Origin of the sequence: Alteromonas macleodii, from assembly GCF_903772925.1 — a bacterium.
GTDB classification, from domain to species: Bacteria; Pseudomonadota; Gammaproteobacteria; order Enterobacterales; family Alteromonadaceae; genus Alteromonas; species Alteromonas macleodii_A.
Map to the genome: position 1 here is coordinate 949,256 of NZ_LR812090.1, position 21,979 is coordinate 971,234.

Genomic DNA, 21,979 nt, shown 5'->3' on the forward strand with positions numbered 1-21,979 from the left:
TCAGCCAGAGACTTCAAACTTATAGCTTTATCGTAAGCTGACAGCTAAATACAAAACACGCTGGCAATATTCCCCAAAAGTGCTATTTCTTAGTGAGGTGTTTCGTATCACCATATACAGGTTATCTGTTTATAACATCAATAGGGCAATACCGCTTACTGTACCTGATACAAAAATCATTACTTCAGTTCACAGTAGTCGTGCCGATACAGTTGAAATTACTAGAAAATACCAGCGGTAGCTGGTTGTTAAAGCTAGGTGGTAAAAGAACTTAATGTTTTCAGTACTCGTATGTGACGACTCTTTAGTTGCGCGCAAGCAAGTGGCTAAGTGCCTTCCTCAAGATTGGGACGTAGCCGTGCACTTTGCAAAGAATGGCCAAGATGCTTTGACTGCGCTCGCCGATGGTAAAGGCGATCTTTTACTCTTAGATTTGAACATGCCTGTTCTTGACGGATACGGCACGTTAGAAGCAATTCAACAGCAAGGCCTTAAAACTAAGGTTATTGTGGTGTCTGGTGACATTCAACCGGAGGCGCACGAAAGAGTGACGTCGCTGGGTGCGTTAGACTTTATTCGCAAGCCAGTGGACCCCAAGAAGCTTGCTGAGGTCCTTGATAAATATAATATTCTTCACGCCGAGGAAGAAGAGCCGGAAGAAATTACGCCCCTCGACCCTGATATTCGCGATTGTTACCAAGAGATAACCAATATCGCAATGGGCCAAGCAGGCGACCACCTCGCGCGCACCATGAATGTTTTCGTAGAACTTCCCATACCTAACGTTAATCTCATTGAAGTTTCAGAGCTTCATATGATGCTTTCTGATATTGAAAGCCATGAACAAGTTACCGCGGTTTGCCAAGGCTTTTTGGGGCCGGGGGTAAGTGGCGAAGCACTGTGTATTTTGAGCGATTCAAGCTTTGACGATGTTGCAAAGATTTTAAACGTTGAAGGCGAAGTAGACGATCAACTTCAATTAGAGCTGCTTATGGATGCAGCTAGCATTCTAATTGGAACCTGTTTGACTGGGTTAGCAACTCAGATGGATATTAACTTCAGCCAAGGTCACCCTATTGTGCTTGGTCAGCACCGTGCCATCACTGAAATTATTAGTATGAATCAAATTAAGTGGAAGCGAACATTGGCGATAGAGCTTAGCTATGGGCTTGAAGGCTATAACGTTCAATGCGATTTGATTTTACTGTTCACGGAAGAGTCCATGAAAATGATGAATTCAAAGCTTGCCCACTTGTTGGAGGATTTCTGATGAGCCAGCATCTAGATGAGTTACAAGAATTCCATTGGATGATGGACATGCTGCAAACGGTAGATGTGGGGATCGTTGTACTTGATCGTAACTTCACCGTACAGGTGTGGAATGGCTTTATGGAAAGTCACAGTGGACTTTTACCGAGTGAGGTAAGAGACAAAACATTATTTTCGCTTTTCCCTTCAATTAAGCAAGACTGGTTTATGAAAAAAGCTAAGCCCGTCTTCGACTTAAAAACTCGCGCTTTCATGACCTGGGAGCAGCGCCCGTATTTGTTCAAGTTTCCTAACTACCGGCCGATTACAGGTAGTGAGTCATTTATGTATCAAAACATCACGCTATCTCCACTTACCTCTACAACAGGAAAGGTGGACTTCATTAGCATGATGATTTACGACATGACTGATGTGGCGGTAGGTAAAAAGCAGCTCGAGGCTCTGCAAGTTACGATGTCCGAAGAGCAAGAAGCGAGATTAGTCGCGAGTAAATTGAAACACACCTTATCTTAACCGCTATTTGTACCGCAGCAGAGGCTGAAAGCCGCTTTGCGATTCCATCTATATAGAGTTTTTTCATGCACTGTGCCTGGGGTTGCAGCATCAAGTGCGATGGGAGTATGTATGCAATTAATTATGTCTTCATTTTTAGGCTATTTACCACGTAATGTGGCGCGTGGGCTAGCCATTCTTGGCGGCGCATTTATTCTGGCTGCCTGCGGTGGTGGCGGAGGCGGCGATGGTGACTCAAGCGATGGGGGATCGGGCAATGGTAATTTAGTGATAAATGCTGGCCCTGATGCAACAGTAACAGAAGGCGTAACCTACTCGCTAAGCGCGGAAATAAGCGGAGGCGACGGGACATACACTTACAACTGGAGTGCGTCTCCTTCATTAACGATTACTCATGAAGATACAAGCGCTTCTGCTGCAAGCTTCGTTGCGCCACTAGTGGATAGTGCTACTGAATACACTTTGACCGTATCGGTTAATGATCAGAGCGGTAATACAGCCAGTGATTTTACCGTTATCACGGTTGCGCCTGTGAATATTGCCCCTGAAGCCAGTATAGAGGTGCCCGAATGGGACGATTTGCCGGCTAATACATTCCCTGGTGGGGTAGAAATTGTCTTTGATGGCACTGGAAGTAGTGACGCGGATTCCGATGCCACAGAGGGTGAAATAGCCGATTACATGTGGTCGCAAACCAGCGGGACTAATGTGATAACTGGCGTGGAAACTAACCTTTCTACGTTGACTATCGTAACGCCCATCGCCAATGATGCACAGCAGCTTACTTTTCAGTTAGAAGTGACCGACAGCGAAGGCGCGACTGATACTGATACCGTCACTATATCCGTTCAATCAGAAACTGAAACCTTGCCGGTTGTTGATGCGGGTTATTCTCAAGGCGTATTCAGTGGAGAAGTCGTTATTCTAGATGGCGAGGCCAGTACTAGTATTCCTAGCGCGTTACCGCTTACCTATTCGTGGGAGCGTAGCAATAATGTTTCTTCAAGCAGTGTGTCTACTGCTGAAGCGGCCAGTCGCTCAGTTGATGACAGCGATGCATTGTCTACATTTGCCATAGCACCTTCAGTGTCATCTTCTACTGTGGTGGCGTATACCCTTACCGTTACTGATGCCAATGGCAACAGCGTAGAAGACACGATTAATGTGAATATACGTCCAATGCCAACACCGCTTTTAAACGACACAGGCTTTTTACAGCAAGCTACTAATAACGCGTTGACAGAGGCACAGCAAAACGATTTTCCTGGCCAAGATGGACAACGGGGTGCTGATATTATTGAACAGAACGGGTTAATTGAAAAAGCGGGTCGCGGTAAGGCTGGCTTTGACTTCACGCGCTTAAACGCCAACGGTGATGAACAAGACGCCAGTGCAGATTCGTGGTCGTGCGTTCGCGATAACGTAACTGGGTTAGTTTGGGAAGTGAAGACCGACGACGGTGCATTTCAAGACAAAGATTATACATACTCTTGGTACAGCGACGAGGTGAATGGTGGATTTGAAGGTGATGAAACTGGTTCTAATGCGACGTGTTTATTAACTAACTGCAACACATCTGCGTATGTTGAAGCCGTAAATGCGCAAGGCTTATGTGGTTTTTACGACTGGCGTTTACCTACTCATCATGAACTATTTTCTTTAATGCACTTAGGCATTGCTGATGATGTAGCCATTGACGAAGATTATTTCCCTAACACAGGTGCAGTTTCGACCGAGCCACTATGGTATTGGACATCGGTACCGAGTGCCGACGGGGTAAACAGTGACGATGCGCAAAATGCATGGGCGTTAGACTTCGATTCGGGTGTCGATAATTTTCTCAATAAGTCGTCGGCGGCGCGTGTTCGTCTAGTTAGAGCAGGGAGATAGCCATGAAAAATACAATTAATAAACTTGCTCAACACGCATCGATAAACGCAGTGTTCACTTCACTCAAAATGCTCACAGCCTCAACGCTGCTTGCAAGTGCACCTCTTTCGGTCTACGGCCAAGAGTGTTTGTCTGACGGATTAGAAACCACACCGGATGATAATTTTGAGGCAGTGACCACCAGTACCTTACTGGATACTACAACGGATTTAGTGTGGAGAAGATGCTCAGAAGGGCAAACTTGGGACGGCTCTACGTGTAGCGGTGAAGCGGTAAAATACACTTGGCAGCAAGCGTTACAACTTGCACAACAAGCGAGTAATGAAGATCTCTTGGGATGGCGCCTACCTAATGTTAAAGAGCTGGCGACGTTAACGGAACGCGATTGTGTGCGCCCGGCAATTAATAGCTCACTTTTTCCAGAGACGCCGCCAGATGATTTTTGGACTTCTACCCCTTCAGCCGACGATCCAGACAGAGCATGGGTTGTTGCGTTTTTTAACGCTAGCCATTCCATTAAAGAAAAAGACCGATTCATATATGTACGTTTGGTTCGTACCTATACCGACGAGTAGGTGTAGATTAAGAGCTACACCGATTCGTATTAGTCTTTCGTCTAGTATCAGGTACTAAGACTTTTTATCAACAAAGCACGCTCTATAATGCGTGCTTTGTTGTTTTGGGTTTGAACATCAGCTTTAAAGATAATCGACACTCTTGTTTAGTACCTGTTTATCTTTGGTACACAGGCCGCTGCAAAAATGTACAGCAAAGGTCAACGGGCCCCAGTAACAAGCTGCGCTTTGCGTAGATTGATAATCTCGACATGTTCACCCTGATTTTTAGCACGTTAGACTCATGATGGCTTTTTATTTCCCAATAAGCTAGCCACAATGTTGGTATGAAAATGATATCGCGCCTTAAGGCTGCCTTTTTTACAATCTGTTTATTTGCTGGATTTAGCACATCGGCACAGGCTGAATATACCTGTAATATCGATTTTGCTTACGGTATTGCGGTTAATAACGAGCAGCTGCGTGTGATGGATAAAACCCGCACTGTGGTTCAGATTAATGATCAAAACCAGCTGTTTGTCGGTGGGCGCTGGCAGACGTTAAATGAGCAAGAGCGGCAGTGGCTAGAAGAGTATGCTTCAGGGCTGCACTATGTAGTACCCAAAATGATTATTTTGGCTACCGAAGGTGTAGATTTAGCTATTGATACCATTGAGCATGTTTACTTAGGTTTAGTGGGAAGTGATCACGACAGTTACGAGCGCTTGAACGCTGCTATGAAGCGTGTTCAAAACCGCGTGAAAGATAAATTCAGGCATGCCAGTAATCATTATTTTATCGGCCCCGGATCGCTGGAAAGCGTTGATGAATTCGTGGATAGTGAAATTGAAGCGCAGCTTGAAGAAGCAATTTCTACCTCAGTAGGCGGCATATTATCGGCAATCAGTGGGATTAACACCGGAAGTGGCGAAGTAAATCAAGAGAAAGTAGCTGAAATTACTCGTCAGCTTAACAATGTGGGCGAGCATTTGGATGTAGGTGATAAAGCTACGACATTGCGTAAAAAAGCAGAGTGGTTTTGTGAAAAGCTTAAGCGCTTAGATATAGCGGAAGAAAACCTTCGAGCAAGTGTGCCTGCTTTCAAGCCTTACAATATTATTACACGACATGATAAGAGTGATAACTAGCTAAAGTGAGTAATAGCGAAACTAAGGTTAGTTAAAGACTGATTAAGACAGAAGAGCCTGCGTGAGCAGGCTTTTTTGATCTAGCTTTTGGATTAACTCAAAACGGCAAGACTAAACGAAACACGACAGCAGAGAGTTAAGATATCTACGTCCTTTAGCAGTTACCTGCCAGTGACTCTCTGAAATAGTAAGCAGCCCTTGCTGATGAGCATCAGTCAATGCGCGTTTAACGTCATCCGTTAACTCAGTACCTGTGAAGTCACTAAAATCACTTATTGGGCAAGGTTCAACTAAACGAAACCTGTTCATAAAGAACTCGAAAGGTAAATCGTCTGCGTTAACCAGCGTTTGCGTATCTAAATACGGACGGCTCATTTCCATGTAGCCTCTTGGATGCTTCACTTTAACGGTGCGGTGAATTGTGCCATTCGTTGCATCGGTAATCTTTCCGTGGGCACCACAGCCAATGCCTAAGTAGTCGCCAAAGCGCCAGTAATTAAGGTTATGGCGGCATTGATGCCCTGCTTTAGCGTAGCCTGAAATCTCATACTGCTGATAACCCGCCTGCTCTAAAAGGCTGTGGCCTTTTTCCTGTATTTCCCACAGAATGTCGTCGTCAGGTAGCTCTGGCGGCTTGGAATAGAAAGGCGTGTTTGGCTCGATAGTAAGCTGATACCACGACAGATGGTAAGGGGCTAGCTCAATACCTTGCTGCAAGTCTGCCATAGCATTCTCTACGCTTTGCTCAGGTAGACCATGCATGAGATCTAAATTAAACGTGGGTAGCCCTGCGCTGTGTGCTTGTTTTACCGCATTTTCAGCCTGGCTTTCATTGTGAATACGGCCTAGCACTTTTAAATGCTTCGGTTGAAAGCTTTGAATACCCACCGATATTCGGTTTACGCCTGCCTGATAAAAGCCCGCAAACTTACCTGCCTCAACGGTACCTGGGTTGGCTTCCATGGTTATTTCAGCAGTGTCGCTCAAATTAACCCGCTGTTTTACGCCGTTTAAGATGTCAGCCATGGACTCGCTTGAAAACAAACTGGGCGTGCCACCGCCTATAAAGATTGTCTCGACAGGGCGGTCGCCAATGCGTTTGGCATCAATGGCTAAATCGTCCAGCAGGTGCGCCACATATTCTTTTTCGGGTAAATCAGATTTAAGCCCGTGAGAGTTAAAATCACAGTACGGACACTTTTGAACACACCAAGGAATGTGGATATAAAGGCTAAGCGGTGGATTACGCAAAAGTCGCTCTCATATTATCAAGCAAAATCGATAGGGCATTGCCGCGATGGCTAATACGGTTCTTTTCGGATTTCTCCAATTCTGCCGCAGTGCAGCCATGAGTTGGCACGTGAAATACCGGGTCGTAACCAAAACCGTCGTTACCAGAGCGAGCAGTTAAAATTTCGCCTAGCCATTTACCTTGGCTAACTAATGGTACTGGGTCGTCAGCATGGCGCATAAACACTAATGTACAGAAGAAATGCGCTTTACGCTGGGTTTCGCCATCTAGGGCAGCTAATAGCTTGTCAATATTGGTGTCATCAGTTGCATCAGCGCCAGCATAGCGGGCTGAATAGATACCGGGTGCACCGCCAAGGGCGTCGACTACTAAACCTGAGTCGTCAGCAATAGCAGGGAGGCCTGTTACTTGTGCCGCATGACGCGCTTTAATAATGGCATTTTCAACGAATGTTGTACCTGTTTCAGGCACATCAGATACACCTAATTCTTTTTGCGCCACAACGTCTACGCCGTAATCTGCAAATAAAGATGCAAACTCACGCACCTTGCCTTGGTTACCTGTGGCTAAAACAATTTTTTCTGGGAATTTCATTGTGTACTCTTTTGAACTGACGGTGAGCTAAAGCGGTGGGCGGCGGCTGCGGGCGAAACATTGCCTCCACAAACACGCGGTAAACACATCCATGTGCGCTCCGCTGCCGCATCCCTGCGGCAGAGGGTTTGTGTCGGCAATGTTCCACCTACATCCTGGCCCACCGCATTAACTCACTTGAATGTTACTGATCGACTATTTTCGCACTCTTTACTTTTTCTTTTTAGGCTTAGCTTTTGCCTTGGCTTTGTCTTTGGCCTTCACTTTCTTCTTTTTCGGGCCAATTTTAGGCGTTTTGTTTTTAGGGCGTAGCTCGTCAATAACGCGAGCTTTAAGTGGTTCGCCCATGTAACGCGAGGTTTTGGCCACCATGTCAAAATCGTGGGCTTCTACTAACGATATAGCCGTGCCCTTGGCGCCAGCGCGGCCGGTTCTGCCAATGCGGTGAACATAAACGTCGGCTTTGCGCGGCATGTCGAAGTTAATAACATGGCTCACGTTAGGCACATCAATACCGCGGGCAGCAACATCCGTTGCCAGCAAGATAGGTACTTCACCACTTTTGAAACGGGCTAGCGCTGCAATACGTTTGTCTTGTGGCATTTCACCCTGTAGCCAGCACACTGGAATATCTTTCGAGGCTAAGAAGTCCTTAAGCATTTGCAGGCGTTCGCGGGTTTTCACAAACACAACCGCTGACGTCGTTGTTTCTTGCTTCAAAATATTCACCAGCAACGCTTGCTTGTGATTCATGTCGTCAGCAAGGTGATACCATTGATGAATTTTGTTCTTCTCTTTGCGCGATGGGTTCGCTTCAATCACTTCAGGATTGTTAAGAATGTCATGAGCGAAAGTCTTAACGCCTTTGCCTTCAAGCGTGGCAGAGAACAATAGGTTTTGCTTGCGCCAGCGCGCTTCGGCAGCAATTTGGTTAACTACCGTTGAGAAACCCATATCCAACATGCGGTCAGCTTCATCAAGAATTAAACACTCGATATCACGGCAATCTGCGGCTTCTTTTTCGATATGCTCAAGCAAACGACCTGGCGTGGCCACAAGAATATCGAGATTCTTGCTTAAGGTTTCTTTATCGGTACCGTAGTTAATACCACCGGTTATTACCCCGCACACAATTTGTGTATGCTTTGTTATGGCTAGGGCTTGTTCGTAAACCTGTAGCGCTAACTCGCGGGTAGGCGTTAGGATCAAAATACGTGTAGCACCAGGCTGTCTGCGCGGATAATCAAGTAAAAACTGGCATGCAGGCAATAAGAAAGCGGCTGTTTTACCCGTACCTGTAGGAGCAGAGGCCAAGATATCTCGTCCATCCAACGCATGCGGGATAACCAGTTCTTGAATGCTAGTTGGAGTTTCAAACCCCATATCGGCAGCTGCGTGACACAGTGCTTCGTCTAATTCGAGTTCTTCGAAAGTCATAGTATAAAAAACGCTCTAAATGAATGGGGCGTATTGTAGCATTGCTATACCAAAACATTGAGAAAAACTGGCGTTAAATTCGCACACCGTAGGTAAATACACATTCTGATGCTAACGGGTTGGTACTGTTGGCGTTGAGTAAGTGCAAGTGCGTCAAATCGAGCTTACTCACTTTATCCTCACTTTCAACCCGTGAAATTTCGAAGTAGTAGTTGGCGTACGGTGAATTTGGTTCTTGAAGCTCTAGGTAAGGAAACTGGCGATACTTCCATTTACCCTTTACGTCTTCTGAAGATGTGGGCGTTTGAAGTGTGAGGGTATACGTACCGTCTTTATACAGCGTGAGGCGCTCGCCGTTACCACATCTATTGGCGATATAGCTATGGATAAGATCTTGGGCAAGGAGGGTTCCGTGGGGGCGATTGCCGTCAGGAAATACGAACAGCGCCAAAGAGTTTTTAGTATACCAATGATTGCCTTGAGTGAGCGATTGGACACGGTTTATAGAGTAACCCGCATGCTCTGCGATGCTAGTAGTATTGTCGATTGCTTCTGGTGATTGTAGCAGCAATGAATAGAGCAACGTATTTGTAGACACGGATGTAGGAAAATCAAAGTCGTTTACTTCAACATTCAAGCCTTGGTCCGTTAACTGTTCAGATAAGGCTTGAACTTTGGACGGCTCAAGATATTTGCCATAAAGGTAGACGGTTGGGGGGCTTGCACATCCACTAACTACAAGGGTAAAAGCTAAAGTTATAAGGTACGTTATTATTGTTTTTTTCACTTAAGAATCTCCAAGCCGATGCCAGATTTTTTCATTTAAAAGGGCGAATCGTTTGTTTAAAGCGAAGCGCGCTTTGAAGTTATTATTTAACGAGCTGCGAACAAGCAACGAATAACTAGCGAGCAACTGTTGCACAAGAACGCACAAATATAGTTAAGGATTACATTTGTAATCTAAATTAGATAATAGCGACATGCTTAAGTTGTGTAAACGAAAACTTGTTAGCAAAAAGGTGGGGCAAAGGCTGTGAGGGACGGTATAAGCATTAGGTATATCACAGTGATGTAATCAGTGCGCGGTAATCCCAGCTTTGAAGCACGCCATCAGAGGAGAGGGTAACAACATCACCATCCTTGTTAAGTGTAATAGCGTGAGTGGTGGCTTCGCTTGAGTAGCGTTTAATTTCCCATGAGGCTATCTCCTCGCCAGAGTTAGCATGCCATAGCGTCACCACTGATTTGGGTGATGTTGTCATAAGGTAGTCACCGTTTTCTAAAAATAACCCTTTTCGGAAAAAGCGGAAACGTTCCATAAATTGTAGTTCAGAGATCACTTCATGGGTGGCGAGATCAATAATTTCGTGGCTGTTCAGCGCATCGGATATAAAAGCTCGCTGAGCTCTATTGTCTAGCACTGAAGCGGTAACTCGACTGCGATATTGCCTTTCCAGCAACACATCGTTTTTGTCTAAATCCCATAGAAACCAGCGCTTATCTATCCCTCCAGAAAACGCATAGTCATCAGAAAAATAGCCGACATGAAGCACTTTCATTGTATTGTGCTGGTATTGCAATGCAGTGCCGTTATCAAAATTTAGTAGCAATACGGTACCATCGGTCATACCAACTAGTGCGCTGTCACCATGGTGAGATAGGGAAGTTGATGACGCTGTGGCGCCGAGATCTTTACCACTAAAATGCCAACTACCTACCACATCACCTGAGTGCAAGTTAATCAGTGTAGTGCTCCAATAGCCTGTGAGCGCTAACCATGCCTTGTCTTTGGAAAACGTAATGAGGTGCAGTGACTCTTCATCAAGCACGTCACTGTGCCATTTGTAGCGCTCTCGTTTTTCATCAACATCCCAAACAGACACCGAGGAGTCGTCAAAAATGAATGCCGCAAGACGGGCATCCTCCGAAAGCGCAGCTTTCCTCACTGGCTCTTGGGTAAAGCGAAACTCGTGAACAGGTAATACGCGCGTCTCTTCAGTGCAACCAGAAAGCGCAAGGAGAACGGTGCAAAGTAAATAAAAAAGTGGTGACGCTAAAGGTGAGAGAAAGCATCCGTTCGTTTTTCTTTCGATCATTGCTTTACCACTATTGATTATTAATCGAGGCAATAGCAGATAACTTTGCTTGGTTAAGCGCGTCTTTTATTTCGGGGCCTTTAACGCCGGTGGCAATGATGTCTTGCACGTTCACTTGTTTGGCGGCAGCTAATGCATTTTCGATGCGCTTTTGTTGTTCTTGCCAATCTACGCCTTTGCTATGAGCATAAGGCGCAAAAGCGCTAAGCAATAATGTAAAACGCTCCTCTCTTCTCCATGCATCACAGCCATTGAATAAGGCGAGGAGGTCGGCGGGAGAGTTCTGCATAGTCAATAGAAAATCTTTGAATTTGCAGGCAAGGATGACAATCTCACTAACTTGGTTTTGCACTTTCAGTCGGCTACATAAGTGCTTCGCATCCTCCTCACCAAGGTGAGAGAGCAGAGCAGTAAATCTTGTTATCAGCCTAGCGGTTTCTGAATTGCTGCTGTCAGGTAATGGGGTTTCTGAACCCGTGTCTTTAACAAAGCTCTCATTTTTAGCCTTTTCTAGATCTACCGCCGTTTTTAATGTTGCCAAAGCAGTATCTAAGTTACTTTCAAGCTCAGTAAACCAGTCATTAAGACCGTGGGCTTGGTTTAATACAGTGAAAAAAACATGCGGTGTTTTCTCTAAAAGACTACGCTTTGTTTCTTGCCATACCCGCTCAGCACTTAGCGTGCTTAACTCGCCGCTTTGCGCCATAGACTGCATAAGTGCCATGGTTTCAGTGGCGATAGTAAACCCTAAATAAGCATAGCGGGTTGCAAACCGAGCAACGCGAAATACGCGTAGAGGGTCTTCACTAAAGGCTTCAGATACGTGGCGAAGTACGCGGTTTTCTAAATCTTTTTTACCACCATAGGGGTCGATGAGTTTTCCATAGTTGTCTTGCGCTATCGCATTAACGGTAAGGTCCCGGCGTAACAAATCTTCTTCTAACGTCACCGAGCTTGACGCATCGCATACAAAACCGGTGTAACCTTTTCCTGACTTACGTTCTGTACGTGCAAGTGCGTATTCTTCCTGTGTTTTAGGGTGTAAAAAAACAGGGAAGTCTTTGCCTACTTGGGTAAAACCCTGGCTGAGCATTTCTTCTGGCGTGGCGCCCACCACGACATAGTCGCGTTCAACAACTTTTCTGTTTAACAGTGCGTCACGCACTGCGCCACCAACGAGATATACTTGCATGCTCTTCCAACGATTTTTTAGTCAGTAATACTTTTTTAGATTGGGAATACATCGACTTTTGACGTGTAACGAAAATCAACCTTCCCAAGGTAACAGAGGCGCAGTATAGCAATGTTACAAATAAAATTCGTAGCCACATCGTTATGCGCTTTCACTTCAAGGTTGCGTCTGGTAGTTTAATCGTCGTTAAAAATTAAAACAGATAGGCGCTTCAGCAACCATGTATTTGAACTACTTCGGGTTAAATGACAATCCTTTTTCGATTGCGCCTAACCCCGATTATTTGTATATGAGTCCAAGGCACAAAGAGGCTTTGGCCCATTTGACCTTTGGCCTCAGAGAAAGCGGTGGTTTCGTGATGCTTACCGGAGAAGTGGGCACTGGGAAAACCACAGTTTCAAGAAAATTGTTGCAGCAGCTACCGGACAATACCCAGGTAGCTATGATATTAAACCCTACCTTATCTGCTCTTGAGCTATTAGCTACGGTTTGTGATGAACTAGGCTTACCCTATACACCAGAGAAAGCCAGCCTTAAGTATTTTACTGATTTAATTTTGTCTAAACTGGCAGAAAATCACCAAGCAGGCATTAACACGGTACTTATGGTAGATGAAGCGCAGCATCTACTGCCTGAAGTATTAGAGCAACTTCGTTTATTGACCAACCTTGAAACAAACCGTGAAAAGCTGTTAAAGGTCGTACTGATTGGTCAGCCCGAATTACAACAGCTATTAAAGCGCAACGAGTTGCGCCAGCTTGCCCAGCGTATTACTGCTAGATATCATTTATTGCCCTTAACTGCGCCCGAGGTAAGTGCCTATATTGCTCATCGCTTGAGCGTAGCCGACGGTGATATCAGTATTTTCAGTAAGTCTACATTGCGCGCGGTGCATCAAATTACAGGTGGAATTCCAAGGGTAATTAATTTGCTGTGCGACCGAGCCTTAACCTTATCTTTCACAAAGCAGCATGCCGTTGTGCAAAAGCCTATATTCTTGGCCGCGGCAGAGCAAATTCTTGGCGCAGATGTAGTAAGTCAACGGGTGCAAAGTCAGCGTAAATGGTATTTAGCATCGGTGTTTGTTTTGGCCATTCTTTTCGGTTACGGGTTAGGGAGCTTGTATGTCTAATATCGTTACCATTGAAAATTTAACGCCCGGCATGGTGATTGTCCAAATCATAAAGCAGAACGGGCCGGTGAAAATTAGGAAGTCGGGCTTAGTGACCAGCGAGGCCATGGTACAGGGCCTGTCTGAAATGGGTGTGCAAGAAGTTGAAATAGACCCTGAGCAAACGGTGGAAATAGCACCTGCAACAACACATCACAGAACGCAAACCCAAGCTTTGCTTCGGGGCGAGCACGACACTACCGCCAAATTTGATAAATCCCTTAACGAGCAGTTTAATCGAAGCTTGTTTTTACCCACAGTAGAAGGGCTTCCGTCAGCATGGAAGCTTTACACCAAGCAAGTTGCGCTTTTTGCTGTAGTTATACTTGGCGGCTTATGCATTGGCTTTTCCGCAGCTACCGCCAAGCGCTGGTGGCCGATGCTAACGGCGCCCGCGGCGGCACCTACGACAGCGTCCGAAGCCAGTGCTTCAAAGAAAGACAAAAGCGATGACACTTCGGAGCTTGTCGCTACGCAAAAAAGTAGCGAAATGCCCGCTACTTCGGAAAATCAAAGTGAACAAACACAACCTACAGACCAGACAGGTACACAAAGTGGCAGTTCGAATGTTCCTAAAGACGAAGCTGTCGATATAGTTGCCAACACGCCCTCTTCTAGCGAAGCAGCCATAGAGCCAAAAACCCAGCCTGACATTGCGCGAAGCAATAAAGCAGATGAAAATGTAGCGGCTACACAGGGAGATAATTCAAGCGACACTCTTTCTTCGCAAGATTACGAAGGAAAAGTGTTAAACGAATCCGAAGCTCAATCTGACGTATTGGTGTCGCCAGAGCTTATGGCGCGCTTTAACGCTGCTGTGGCAGCTTTGGATTCAAAAGCGCAAGACGATACACCCGCCGAGGAAGAAACAAAAATCACAGTTAAGGACGACCTGCCTCGTGTCGATCAGTTGCCCGTTCGCTTGTTAACGCGCCTTCCTACGATGAATTTTAGTGCACACATGTATGCTTCTCGACCAGCTGATAGGTGGGTCAGAGTAAATGGACGTCAGATAGGCGAGGGCGACTGGATTGCCGATAGAGTGCAAATTGTGAATATTGAAGCGCAGCGTGTGGTGCTTTCTTTTGAAGATGAAATTTTTACCATGGCGGCATTAACTGACTGGTAGTCGTTTCATCGTTTAGAGTAGAAATACCCATCAGAAATACTGTGCTTACTATGTAAAAAAGGCCCTGTATCCAGGGCCTTTATGCAATATTTTTCTTTGCCAACAATATGCCTGAAATGGGTTTACAGCGGCATTTGATTTACGAAAACGTCTTTGAAAAATTTAGGCAGGTTTAAGCTGAACTCTTCTGGGCGCACCCCTGAAACAATCTCATCATCATATTGGCTTAAATCAATTCGTTTCACTTCATTAAAATGTTGTGAAGTAACGCTGTAGAAAGTCATAACATGAGGGCTTACTGGATCTTTAGGGTTAATTTTACTTACGATCCCTAACTTTCCGCTTTTAAGGCGAACCAATGAACCTACAGGGTGCACACCAATACATTGTATAAATTGCTTTACCAGCTCCTGATCTAAGTTCTCCGTCGCCGTAAGGCGTTTAAGAGCTTGTGTAGGAGTAATGCTTTTTTGATGAATGCGGTTAGATGTCATGGCATCGTAAGCATCTACGATAGCGGCAATACGGGCGAACTCTGAAATCTCGTCACCGACCAGCCCATTAGGGTAGCCGCTACCATCCACGCGCTCGTGATGTTGTTTGATAATGCAAAGCGATAAATCAGATATATCACCGAATTGTTCGACTAAGTCTGCACCAATTTCAACATGGGTTTTCATTACTTCCCAATCGTTGCTAGACAATTCACCTGTGTTGTTGCGAATTTCATCAGGTAGTGAAGACATGCCAATGTCCATTAAAAGAGCACCTAAACTCACCTGCTCAGTAGTGTCTCTGTCAAAACCTAGAAACTCACAGAAAATACCGCTAAGTACACTGCAATTGATGCTGTGCTCTAAAAGGTATTGGTCTGTATCTTTGATCATGGTAAGGCAGCTGAGCGCGTCCTTATTGTCAAATACACTTTCTATGAGGCTGTGGGATAGCGACTCCATGGGAGAAAGATCGGTCACTGCACCTTTTTGAAGTGATTTTAGAAAGCTACTCTGTATAGTAAGCGCACTATTGTAAAGTTCACTAGCCTCATTAATTGAATCGCGGCCTAATGACTTAACCGGTGCTTTTGTAGGTTGTGGTGTTTCTTCTTTTGATGGCTCTGGGGCTTCTGGCGTTCTAGGAAGCTTTGACTTGGCTAGGTCTACTTCTACTGTAAGAATTCCCTTAGCTCTAAGGCTATCAATGATAGCTTGAGTTTTTACAATACCCTTAGAGCGCATTTTAAGTGAACCTGTTTGTTCAAGTACTTGATTGACGTACATCCCAGGCTGCAAATCATCAATGGGTACCTGTTCTAACATTATCTCTCCTGTACGGCACAGTGTTGCCATAGCCTTTTACTACATTAGAGACAAATAATACGATATTCCAGTGGAAAAAGTGAGGGGTTTATTAACCTTTAGTATAGTTAAGTCTTGCTGTTTCAATGTATATGCTTTTTATTAAGGCACACAAAAAATAAGAAACGTTGCTTCTTATTAGGCAGCAACATTTAGCATTTAGTCGTGACACACTTCGAAGCAGCGAGAAGTTTAGATAAATGCTTGGAAGGAAAAAATAAAAAAGCGCTAACTTGCGGTAGCGCTCTTTTTCAAGCTCTAGACGTTTTATGTTTTACGTCACACCTTGTTTAACGCTTACAACCAAGCTGGCTGCTTGCCTTCAAAAGCTTCAATTGTACTTGCAAGCTCCAATGTTTGACCGATGGCATCTAAACCCTTAATCAGGTTGTTCTTGTGATGCTCTGCAATGTCAAAACTGAAGCTAGTATCTTTAAAACTCACGGTTTGCGCAGGAAGGTCAACAGTAATCTTGGTTGTTGGATCTGCTTTAACAGCCGCAAATAATTCGTCCATTTGTCCGCTAGATAGCGCAACGGGAACAAGCTGATTGTTAATGCAGTTGCCGTAGAATATATCAGCAAAGCTGGTGGCAATAACCGTTTTAAAACCAAAGTCGGCAAGTGCCCACGGCGCGTGTTCCCGGCTTGAGCCACAGCCAAAATTTTCGCGAGCTAGCAATATGCTTGCACCTTTATGCTCAGGCTTATTCAGCGCGAACGCTGGGTTTGGCTCTTTCTCTTCTAAGTCCAAGTAGCGCCAGTCGTGAAACAAATGCTTGCCGTAGCCAGCACGCGTTACGCCGGTTAGAAACTGCTTTGGAATAATTTGGTCGGTATCGACATTGGCCTGATCAAGCGGCGCAGCAATGCCTGTGTGTTGTGTAAAACCTTGTTCAGACATAACTTACTCCTGATAATCTCTAACGTCAGCAAAGCGACCGGTAATTGCCGCAGCGGCAGCCATTGCTGGGCTTACTAAGTGAGTACGCGCCCCACGGCCTTGACGGCCTTCAAAGTTACGGTTACTGGTAGAAGCACATCTATCGCCAGCTACTAATTTGTCATCATTCATACCAAGGCACATTGAGCAGCCCGGCAAGCGCCATTCAAAACCTGCATCGGTAAAAATTTTATCTAAGCCTTCGGCTTCAGCTTGGCGTTTAACATTACCTGAGCCTGGCACTACAATGGCAGTCACTGAGTCTGCTACTTTACCGCGCTTGGCAATTTGTGCCGCTGCACGCATATCTTCAATACGTCCATTAGTACATGAGCCAATAAATACGTGATTTACCGGAATATCAGCTAACTTTTCGCCTGGCTTCAAACCCATGTATTCAAGTGCTTTTACTGCGCTTTCTTTTTCAATTGGGTCGCTAAAATCTTCAGGGGCTGGAACTGGCGTGTTTACGCCAATGACCTGGCCTGGGTTGGTACCCCAAGTAACCTGAGGAGCAATATCTGCCGCTTCAAGTTCAACCACAGTATCAAAAGTAGCACCTTCTTCGGTATAAAGGGTCTTCCAATAGGCGACTGCGTCTTCCCAGTCTTGGCCTTTCGGCGCGTATTCGCGACCTTCAAGGTAGGCGAATGTTGTTTCATCTGGTGCAACGAGGCCAGCTTTCGCGCCAGCTTCAATACTCATGTTACACACCGTCATGCGCTCTTCCATGCTCAAACCGCGGATAGCTTCACCCGCGTATTCGATAACATGGCCAGTAGCGCCAGCGTGGCCAATTTTGCCGATAATGGCAAGAATAATGTCTTTTGCGGTAATACCGACAGGAAGCTTGCCATTTACGTTGATAAGCATGCTTTTCGCGCGGCTTTGTTTCAACGTTTGCGTGGCCAGTACGTGCTCTACCTGAGAGGTACCAATACCAAAAGCCAGCGCACCAAATGCACCGTGAGTCGCAGTGTGTGAGTCACCACACACCACCGTCATGCCTGGCTGAATTAACCCTAATTCCGGGCCCATTACGTGCACAATACCTTGCTTCTGGTGACCTACTGGAAATAGCTGAATGCCGTGTTCTTCACAGTTTTTTGCCAAGGTTTGTAGCTGAAGCGCATTCGCCGGACCACAGGCATCGATTGCCAATGAACGAGTCGAAATGCTGTGATCCATTGTGCCAACCGTGCGATCAGGACGTCGTACTTTACGGCCTTTTTCATTAAGGCCAGCAAATGCCTGAGGAGACGTTACTTCGTGAATTAAGTGACGGTCGATATAAATTAAGCTGTCTTCACCGATTTGGTCAATAATGTGGGCCTGCCACACTTTGTCATATAAGGTCTTGGCCATGAGGTTATTTTACTCCTGCGCCATTAATTGTTTAACGATTTCATCGCCCACTTGTGACGTGCTTGCCGCTTGGCTGCGTTTATCTGCAGGTAATAACTCGCCTGTAAGTACACCTGCTTCTAGTGTCGCTACGACTGCTTTTTCAACTGCGTCTGCGGCATCGCCCAAGTTCATGCTAAAACGAAGCATCATAGCGGCTGATAAAATCTGTGCGATAGGGTTAGCAATACCTTGGCCTGCAATATCAGGCGCTGAACCGCCTGCTGGCTCATAAAGGCCAAAGCCATCTTCGTTCATACTTGCCGATGGCAACAAGCCCATAGAGCCTGTCATCATGGCGCATTCATCAGAAACGATATCGCCAAAAAGGTTTGAACACAGCATTACATCGAACTGCGCTGGGTTCTTCATAATCTGCATAGTGGCATTGTCGATGTAGATATGATCAAGCTCTACATCTGGGTAGTCTTTTGCTACTTCTTCAGTAATTTCACGCCATAGACGGCTAGTAACCAGAACATTAGCTTTATCGACTGAGGTAACTTTACCACGACGCTTTTGTGCTGCTTCAAACGCCGCAATAGCAATACGGCGAATTTCACGTTTGCTATAGCGCATGGTGTCATACGCGAATTCTTCTTCGCCTTCACCTTCACGACCTTTTGGTTGACCAAAATAGATTCCGCTAGTTAATTCGCGAACTACTAAAACATCTACGCCTGATTTCGCAATGTCTTCTCGAAGAGGAGATAAGTTTTCAAGGCCCGGGTAAATGCGAGCAGGGCGTAAGTTGCTGAACAAGTCGAAATGGCTACGAAGGGTAAGCAGTGCAGCACGCTCTGGGCGCTGCTCTAGCGGTAAAGTGTCCCATTTAGGGCCACCGATACTGCCAAATAAAATTGCATCGGCTTGCTCGCAGCCCAGCAAGGTTTTAGAGGGCAGAGCTTCACCTTCAGTATCAATGGCGTAGCCACCTACAGGATATGCAGTGCGGTTTAGGGTGACGTTAAACTTCTTTTCAACAGCATCTAAAACCTTATTGGCTTCCTGCATAACTTCTGGGCCGATACCGTCTCCGGCTAATACGGCAATTGAATACTGGCTCATTTATACTCCTGCAACGCGTTCTTGTTGGTTTTTTTGCTGATCAATTTGATCGGCCAAATATGTGTTATTTAATACAAAGATAAGGGCTTTAACGCCGGCTTCTACAATGTCTGTAGCAAGCCCGATCCCGTGGAAACGGCGACCTTTATATGTGGCGATAACGCTCACTTGCGCCAAGGCATCGGCGCCTTCACCTTTTGAATCTAGTTTAAAGTCGACAACTTCTAAATCTTCGTGACCTAGTATAGACATTATGGCCTTATAAGCCGCATCTACCGGGCCGTTTCCAATGCTAGACTGGGTAATTTCTTCAGTGCCCACTTTCATCTTAACGGTGGCGCTTGGAATAATTTCACGCCCTGAATTAGCTTGAAGATAAAGCAACTGGAAGTGTGCTTGGTCGTGCTTTTGCTTATCGAAGAACAACAAGGCTTCAAGGTCGTAATCGTATACTTGACCTTTCTTATCGGCTAGCTTTAAGAAGGCGTCGTACACTGCCTCTAAGTCGTAATCTTCTGCTTTGTAACCTAACTCTGTTAAGCGGTGCTTAATTACATGGCGACCAGAGCGAGAGGTTAGGTTTAGATTATTCTTATTAATGCCTACACTTTCCGGCGTCATAATTTCATAGGTATTTTGCGCTTTTAAGACACCATCTTGGTGAATGCCTGAAGAGTGACTAAACGCATTGGCACCTACGATGGCTTTGTTTGCCTGAACCGGCATATTACAAAGCTGGCTCACCAATTTAGAGGTACGTGAAATTTCGGTTGAATTGATATTAGTATCAATGCCTAACATGCTCTTACGGGTTTTTAAGATCATGGCTATCTCTTCAAGCGATGCATTACCAGCGCGCTCGCCAATACCGTTTATCGTACATTCAACCTGTCTGGCACCTTGCTCAACGGCTGCCAACGAATTCGCAACAGCTAAACCCAAGTCGTTATGACAGTGAACAGAGATTGTGGCTTTGTCGATATTAGGTACACGGTTAAACAACTGCTGGATGATACCGCCAAACTCTGTGGGGGTAGTGTAGCCCACTGTATCTGGGATATTAACGGTAGTTGCACCGGCATTAATCGCAGCTTCTACCATGCGGCATAGATAGTCGATGTGAGTACGGCCAGCGTCTTCGCACGAAAATTCTACGTCATCTGTGTACTGACGAGCATGCTTAACCGCCTTCACCGCCATTTCAACAATTTCATCTTGTGACTTGCGAAGCTTAGCGCCAACGTGAATTTCCGACGTTGCAATAAAGGTATGAATACGGAATTGTTCGGCAACGCTTAGCGCTTGACCACAGGCATCAATATCGCCTGGCAAAGCACGAGATAGGCCACAAACAACAGAGTTTTTAACCTCTTTTGCAATCATTTGTACAGAGCGGAAGTCACCAGGAGAAGACACGGGAAAACCCGCCTCAATAATATCTACGCCTAAGCGTTCGAGCGCCAGCGCGATCTGTAATTTCTCTTTGGCACTTAGGCTTGCAGGTAAGGCCTGCTCACCGTCTCGCAATGTGGTATCAAAGATCTTCACTTGATTTGTCATGACGCTCTCTCAGTTGAATAGTTAAAAAAAAACCCGTGCTGAGCACGGGTTTTTGTGAAATTAAATCGCTGGTCGCAATCTACCCGTGCAGTCTGGCTGCCATAAGGAGTAGAGATAGAAGAAGAAAACGAATACGCATTTGCTGTTGTTTCTTTGCTGACCAAGTTGATAGCGACAATGTACCCATGTGACGGGGAGAGGTCAACCATTGTTTACGATAATGAGTATATTTTTCGTATATAAAAGCTATCTTTTAATTATTTAGGATGCTCATCCTAATATCTGCTCTTTAGACTGAAGGTGCCTCACACTTTACGTTGTATTCGGCAAATCTTAATATTGCTTAAGCAAATCGTTAGGATGCATATACTAAAAATCTTAAAAAGATGATATTTGGATTGGCGGGATACCATGCAGTAAAAGTGAATAATTATTACTTTTTACGTGTTGAAGTGAAACTTTTCCAATCGAGCCGAGTGGATAAGCGCATTTCTCGTAACGAAAGGGAACGCGGGTTAGTTTTTGATTTATAGTTCCACATATGACCGCAGCAAGCACTACTCATTATAGCTTTAGTAGGTTTTAACAACGTAAGTGTGGTGCATGATAGTTGGGACGAAGAAAATGCGCTTTTTGATATTTCATCAGTAGGTAGAGTGTTAATAGTATCTAGTGCCGAACATTTTTTAGTTAATTGGCCTTCGCCTAAATCGAACCAACCATGTTTATTTAAATGAATCTTGTCTCTGGACTCCCGAAACATATCAATAGAATCAAGTTCAATCGTAAGCCCTTCAATGCTTTGAACAAGTACAGGAACAACTAAACCGTAATCCGTATTTTTCTTAAACCATTGTACACATTTTTCATTATCTTGCGTTAAACCAGGGCACTTACCCGGTTGCTTAGAAAACCAACTTCCGTTGTGCGTATCGACTTTCAGCGGAGGAGACAATTGAAGTTGTGTAACCATAAAGCGAGCAACGCTTCGAATATGATAGGGCAGACCGCCCATTCGACGTTTCAACATCGACGCGTTGTTTGTGTTCATATGAGCGAGTGTCAATAATTCTCTCTCATAGAGCGCAGTACAAATTTCGGTGAACTGCGCATGGCTTCCCCCTAATTCACCCGATTCACTGAAAAAGCCTGTTTGAGATCGAGAAGAAGGTTTCTCTGATGTCATTACTTATCTGCACATCTGTTTGATTATTGTTTAACCGTATCAAGAAACGGCAATAAGCGCCACATAGCGATTTCAATAGGCATTGCCTCCAATGAGCTGAGCGATTGACAAACTTAAGTTTCATCCATTTTTTAACAATGGATTGGCATACTACCAATTAACGAAAAATCTGTATGACCAATTATGTTGCAAGGATTGCCGCATGTATAGGCAATG

At 45.1% G+C, this 21,979-nt stretch carries 19 protein-coding genes; 7 read left to right on the forward strand and 12 right to left on the reverse strand.

Translation table 11 applies throughout. From position 1 onward, the window contains the following. The first annotated feature begins 274 nt into the window (after positions 1–274). The 5 genes from PCAR9_RS04180 (at position 275) to PCAR9_RS04200 (ending at position 5,374) form a co-directional block, all read left to right on the forward strand. The gene (locus tag PCAR9_RS04180) at positions 275–1,270 is read left to right on the forward strand and encodes a response regulator (protein ID WP_179982537.1); all 996 of its coding nucleotides are present in this window, start codon (positions 275–277) and stop codon (positions 1,268–1,270) included. Next, positions 1,270–1,782 carry a PAS domain-containing protein gene (locus tag PCAR9_RS04185; RefSeq protein ID WP_118490128.1) on the forward strand — a complete coding sequence of 171 codons (513 nt, stop codon included), beginning with the start codon at positions 1,270–1,272 and terminating at the stop codon, positions 1,780–1,782. Before PCAR9_RS04180 ends, PCAR9_RS04185 begins: the two co-directional genes overlap by 1 nt. 111 nt (positions 1,783–1,893) lie before the next feature. Beyond that, the gene (locus PCAR9_RS04190; protein ID WP_179982538.1) at positions 1,894–3,672 is read left to right on the forward strand and encodes an Lcl C-terminal domain-containing protein; all 1,779 of its coding nucleotides are present in this window, start codon (positions 1,894–1,896) and stop codon (positions 3,670–3,672) included. A gap of 2 nt (positions 3,673–3,674) precedes the next feature. Beyond that, a complete protein-coding gene (locus PCAR9_RS04195) occupies positions 3,675–4,247 on the forward strand; it encodes an Lcl C-terminal domain-containing protein (protein WP_179982539.1) in 573 nt (190 codons plus the stop codon). 332 nt (positions 4,248–4,579) lie between these two features. Beyond that, complete coding sequence (locus PCAR9_RS04200; RefSeq protein ID WP_179982540.1) at positions 4,580–5,374, forward strand: YggN family protein; 795 nt, start codon at positions 4,580–4,582, stop codon at positions 5,372–5,374. A 111-nt stretch (positions 5,375–5,485) separates the two neighbouring features. Here PCAR9_RS04200 and hemW read toward each other — a convergent pair whose 3' ends face one another. The 6 genes from hemW to PCAR9_RS04230 form a co-directional block, all read right to left on the reverse strand. Then, positions 5,486–6,625, reverse strand: coding sequence for a radical SAM family heme chaperone HemW (gene hemW / locus PCAR9_RS04205; protein ID WP_179982541.1), 1,140 nt, complete (start codon positions 6,623–6,625; stop codon positions 5,486–5,488). Next, complete coding sequence (gene rdgB / locus PCAR9_RS04210; RefSeq protein WP_179982542.1) at positions 6,618–7,220, reverse strand: RdgB/HAM1 family non-canonical purine NTP pyrophosphatase; 603 nt, start codon at positions 7,218–7,220, stop codon at positions 6,618–6,620. The genes hemW and rdgB overlap by 8 nt, the downstream gene beginning before the upstream one ends. 210 nt (positions 7,221–7,430) lie before the next feature. Beyond that, entirely contained in the window at positions 7,431–8,657 is a 1,227-nt protein-coding gene (gene srmB / locus PCAR9_RS04215; RefSeq protein ID WP_179982543.1) for an ATP-dependent RNA helicase SrmB, read from the reverse strand. Positions 8,658–8,730: 73 nt separating this feature from the next. Beyond that, positions 8,731–9,444, reverse strand: a complete 714-nt coding sequence (locus PCAR9_RS04220; RefSeq protein ID WP_179982544.1) for a hypothetical protein — start codon at positions 9,442–9,444, stop codon at positions 8,731–8,733. A gap of 274 nt (positions 9,445–9,718) precedes the next feature. Then, positions 9,719–10,753, reverse strand: coding sequence for a WD40 repeat domain-containing protein (locus PCAR9_RS04225; protein ID WP_179982545.1), 1,035 nt, complete (start codon positions 10,751–10,753; stop codon positions 9,719–9,721). A 10-nt stretch (positions 10,754–10,763) separates the two neighbouring features. Continuing rightward, complete coding sequence (locus tag PCAR9_RS04230) at positions 10,764–11,945, reverse strand: tRNA nucleotidyltransferase/poly(A) polymerase-related protein (RefSeq protein WP_179982546.1); 1,182 nt, start codon at positions 11,943–11,945, stop codon at positions 10,764–10,766. A gap of 220 nt (positions 11,946–12,165) precedes the next feature. Here PCAR9_RS04230 and PCAR9_RS04235 point away from each other — a divergent pair, with 220 nt between their 5' ends. Together PCAR9_RS04235 and PCAR9_RS04240 are read left to right on the forward strand one after the other, a co-directional pair. Beyond that, positions 12,166–13,077: an ExeA family protein gene (locus PCAR9_RS04235; protein ID WP_179982547.1), complete on the forward strand. Its 912-nt coding sequence runs from the start codon at positions 12,166–12,168 to the stop codon at positions 13,075–13,077. Further along, a complete protein-coding gene (locus PCAR9_RS04240) occupies positions 13,070–14,245 on the forward strand; it encodes a general secretion pathway protein GspB (protein WP_179982548.1) in 1,176 nt (391 codons plus the stop codon). The genes PCAR9_RS04235 and PCAR9_RS04240 overlap by 8 nt, the downstream gene beginning before the upstream one ends. Positions 14,246–14,367: 122 nt before the next feature. Here PCAR9_RS04240 and PCAR9_RS04245 read toward each other — a convergent pair whose 3' ends face one another. From PCAR9_RS04245 to PCAR9_RS04270, 6 genes are all read right to left on the reverse strand, one after another. Further along, entirely contained in the window at positions 14,368–15,564 is a 1,197-nt protein-coding gene (locus tag PCAR9_RS04245; protein ID WP_179982549.1) for a cyclic di-GMP phosphodiesterase, read from the reverse strand. A 336-nt stretch (positions 15,565–15,900) separates the two neighbouring features. Then, a complete protein-coding gene (leuD, locus tag PCAR9_RS04250) occupies positions 15,901–16,506 on the reverse strand; it encodes a 3-isopropylmalate dehydratase small subunit (RefSeq protein ID WP_179982550.1) in 606 nt (201 codons plus the stop codon). A 3-nt stretch (positions 16,507–16,509) separates the two neighbouring features. Next, positions 16,510–17,910 (reverse strand): 3-isopropylmalate dehydratase large subunit, encoded by a 1,401-nt coding sequence (gene leuC / locus PCAR9_RS04255; protein ID WP_179982551.1) that lies wholly within the window; start codon positions 17,908–17,910, stop codon positions 16,510–16,512. A 9-nt stretch (positions 17,911–17,919) separates the two neighbouring features. Beyond that, a complete protein-coding gene (gene leuB / locus PCAR9_RS04260) occupies positions 17,920–19,017 on the reverse strand; it encodes a 3-isopropylmalate dehydrogenase (RefSeq protein WP_179982552.1) in 1,098 nt (365 codons plus the stop codon). Continuing rightward, positions 19,018–20,577, reverse strand: a complete 1,560-nt coding sequence (gene leuA / locus PCAR9_RS04265) for a 2-isopropylmalate synthase (protein WP_179982553.1) — start codon at positions 20,575–20,577, stop codon at positions 19,018–19,020. It abuts the gene before it with no gap. Positions 20,578–21,010: 433 nt separating this feature from the next. Beyond that, positions 21,011–21,763, reverse strand: coding sequence for a hypothetical protein (locus PCAR9_RS04270; RefSeq protein ID WP_179982554.1), 753 nt, complete (start codon positions 21,761–21,763; stop codon positions 21,011–21,013). Between the last annotated feature and the right edge of the window lie 216 nt (positions 21,764–21,979).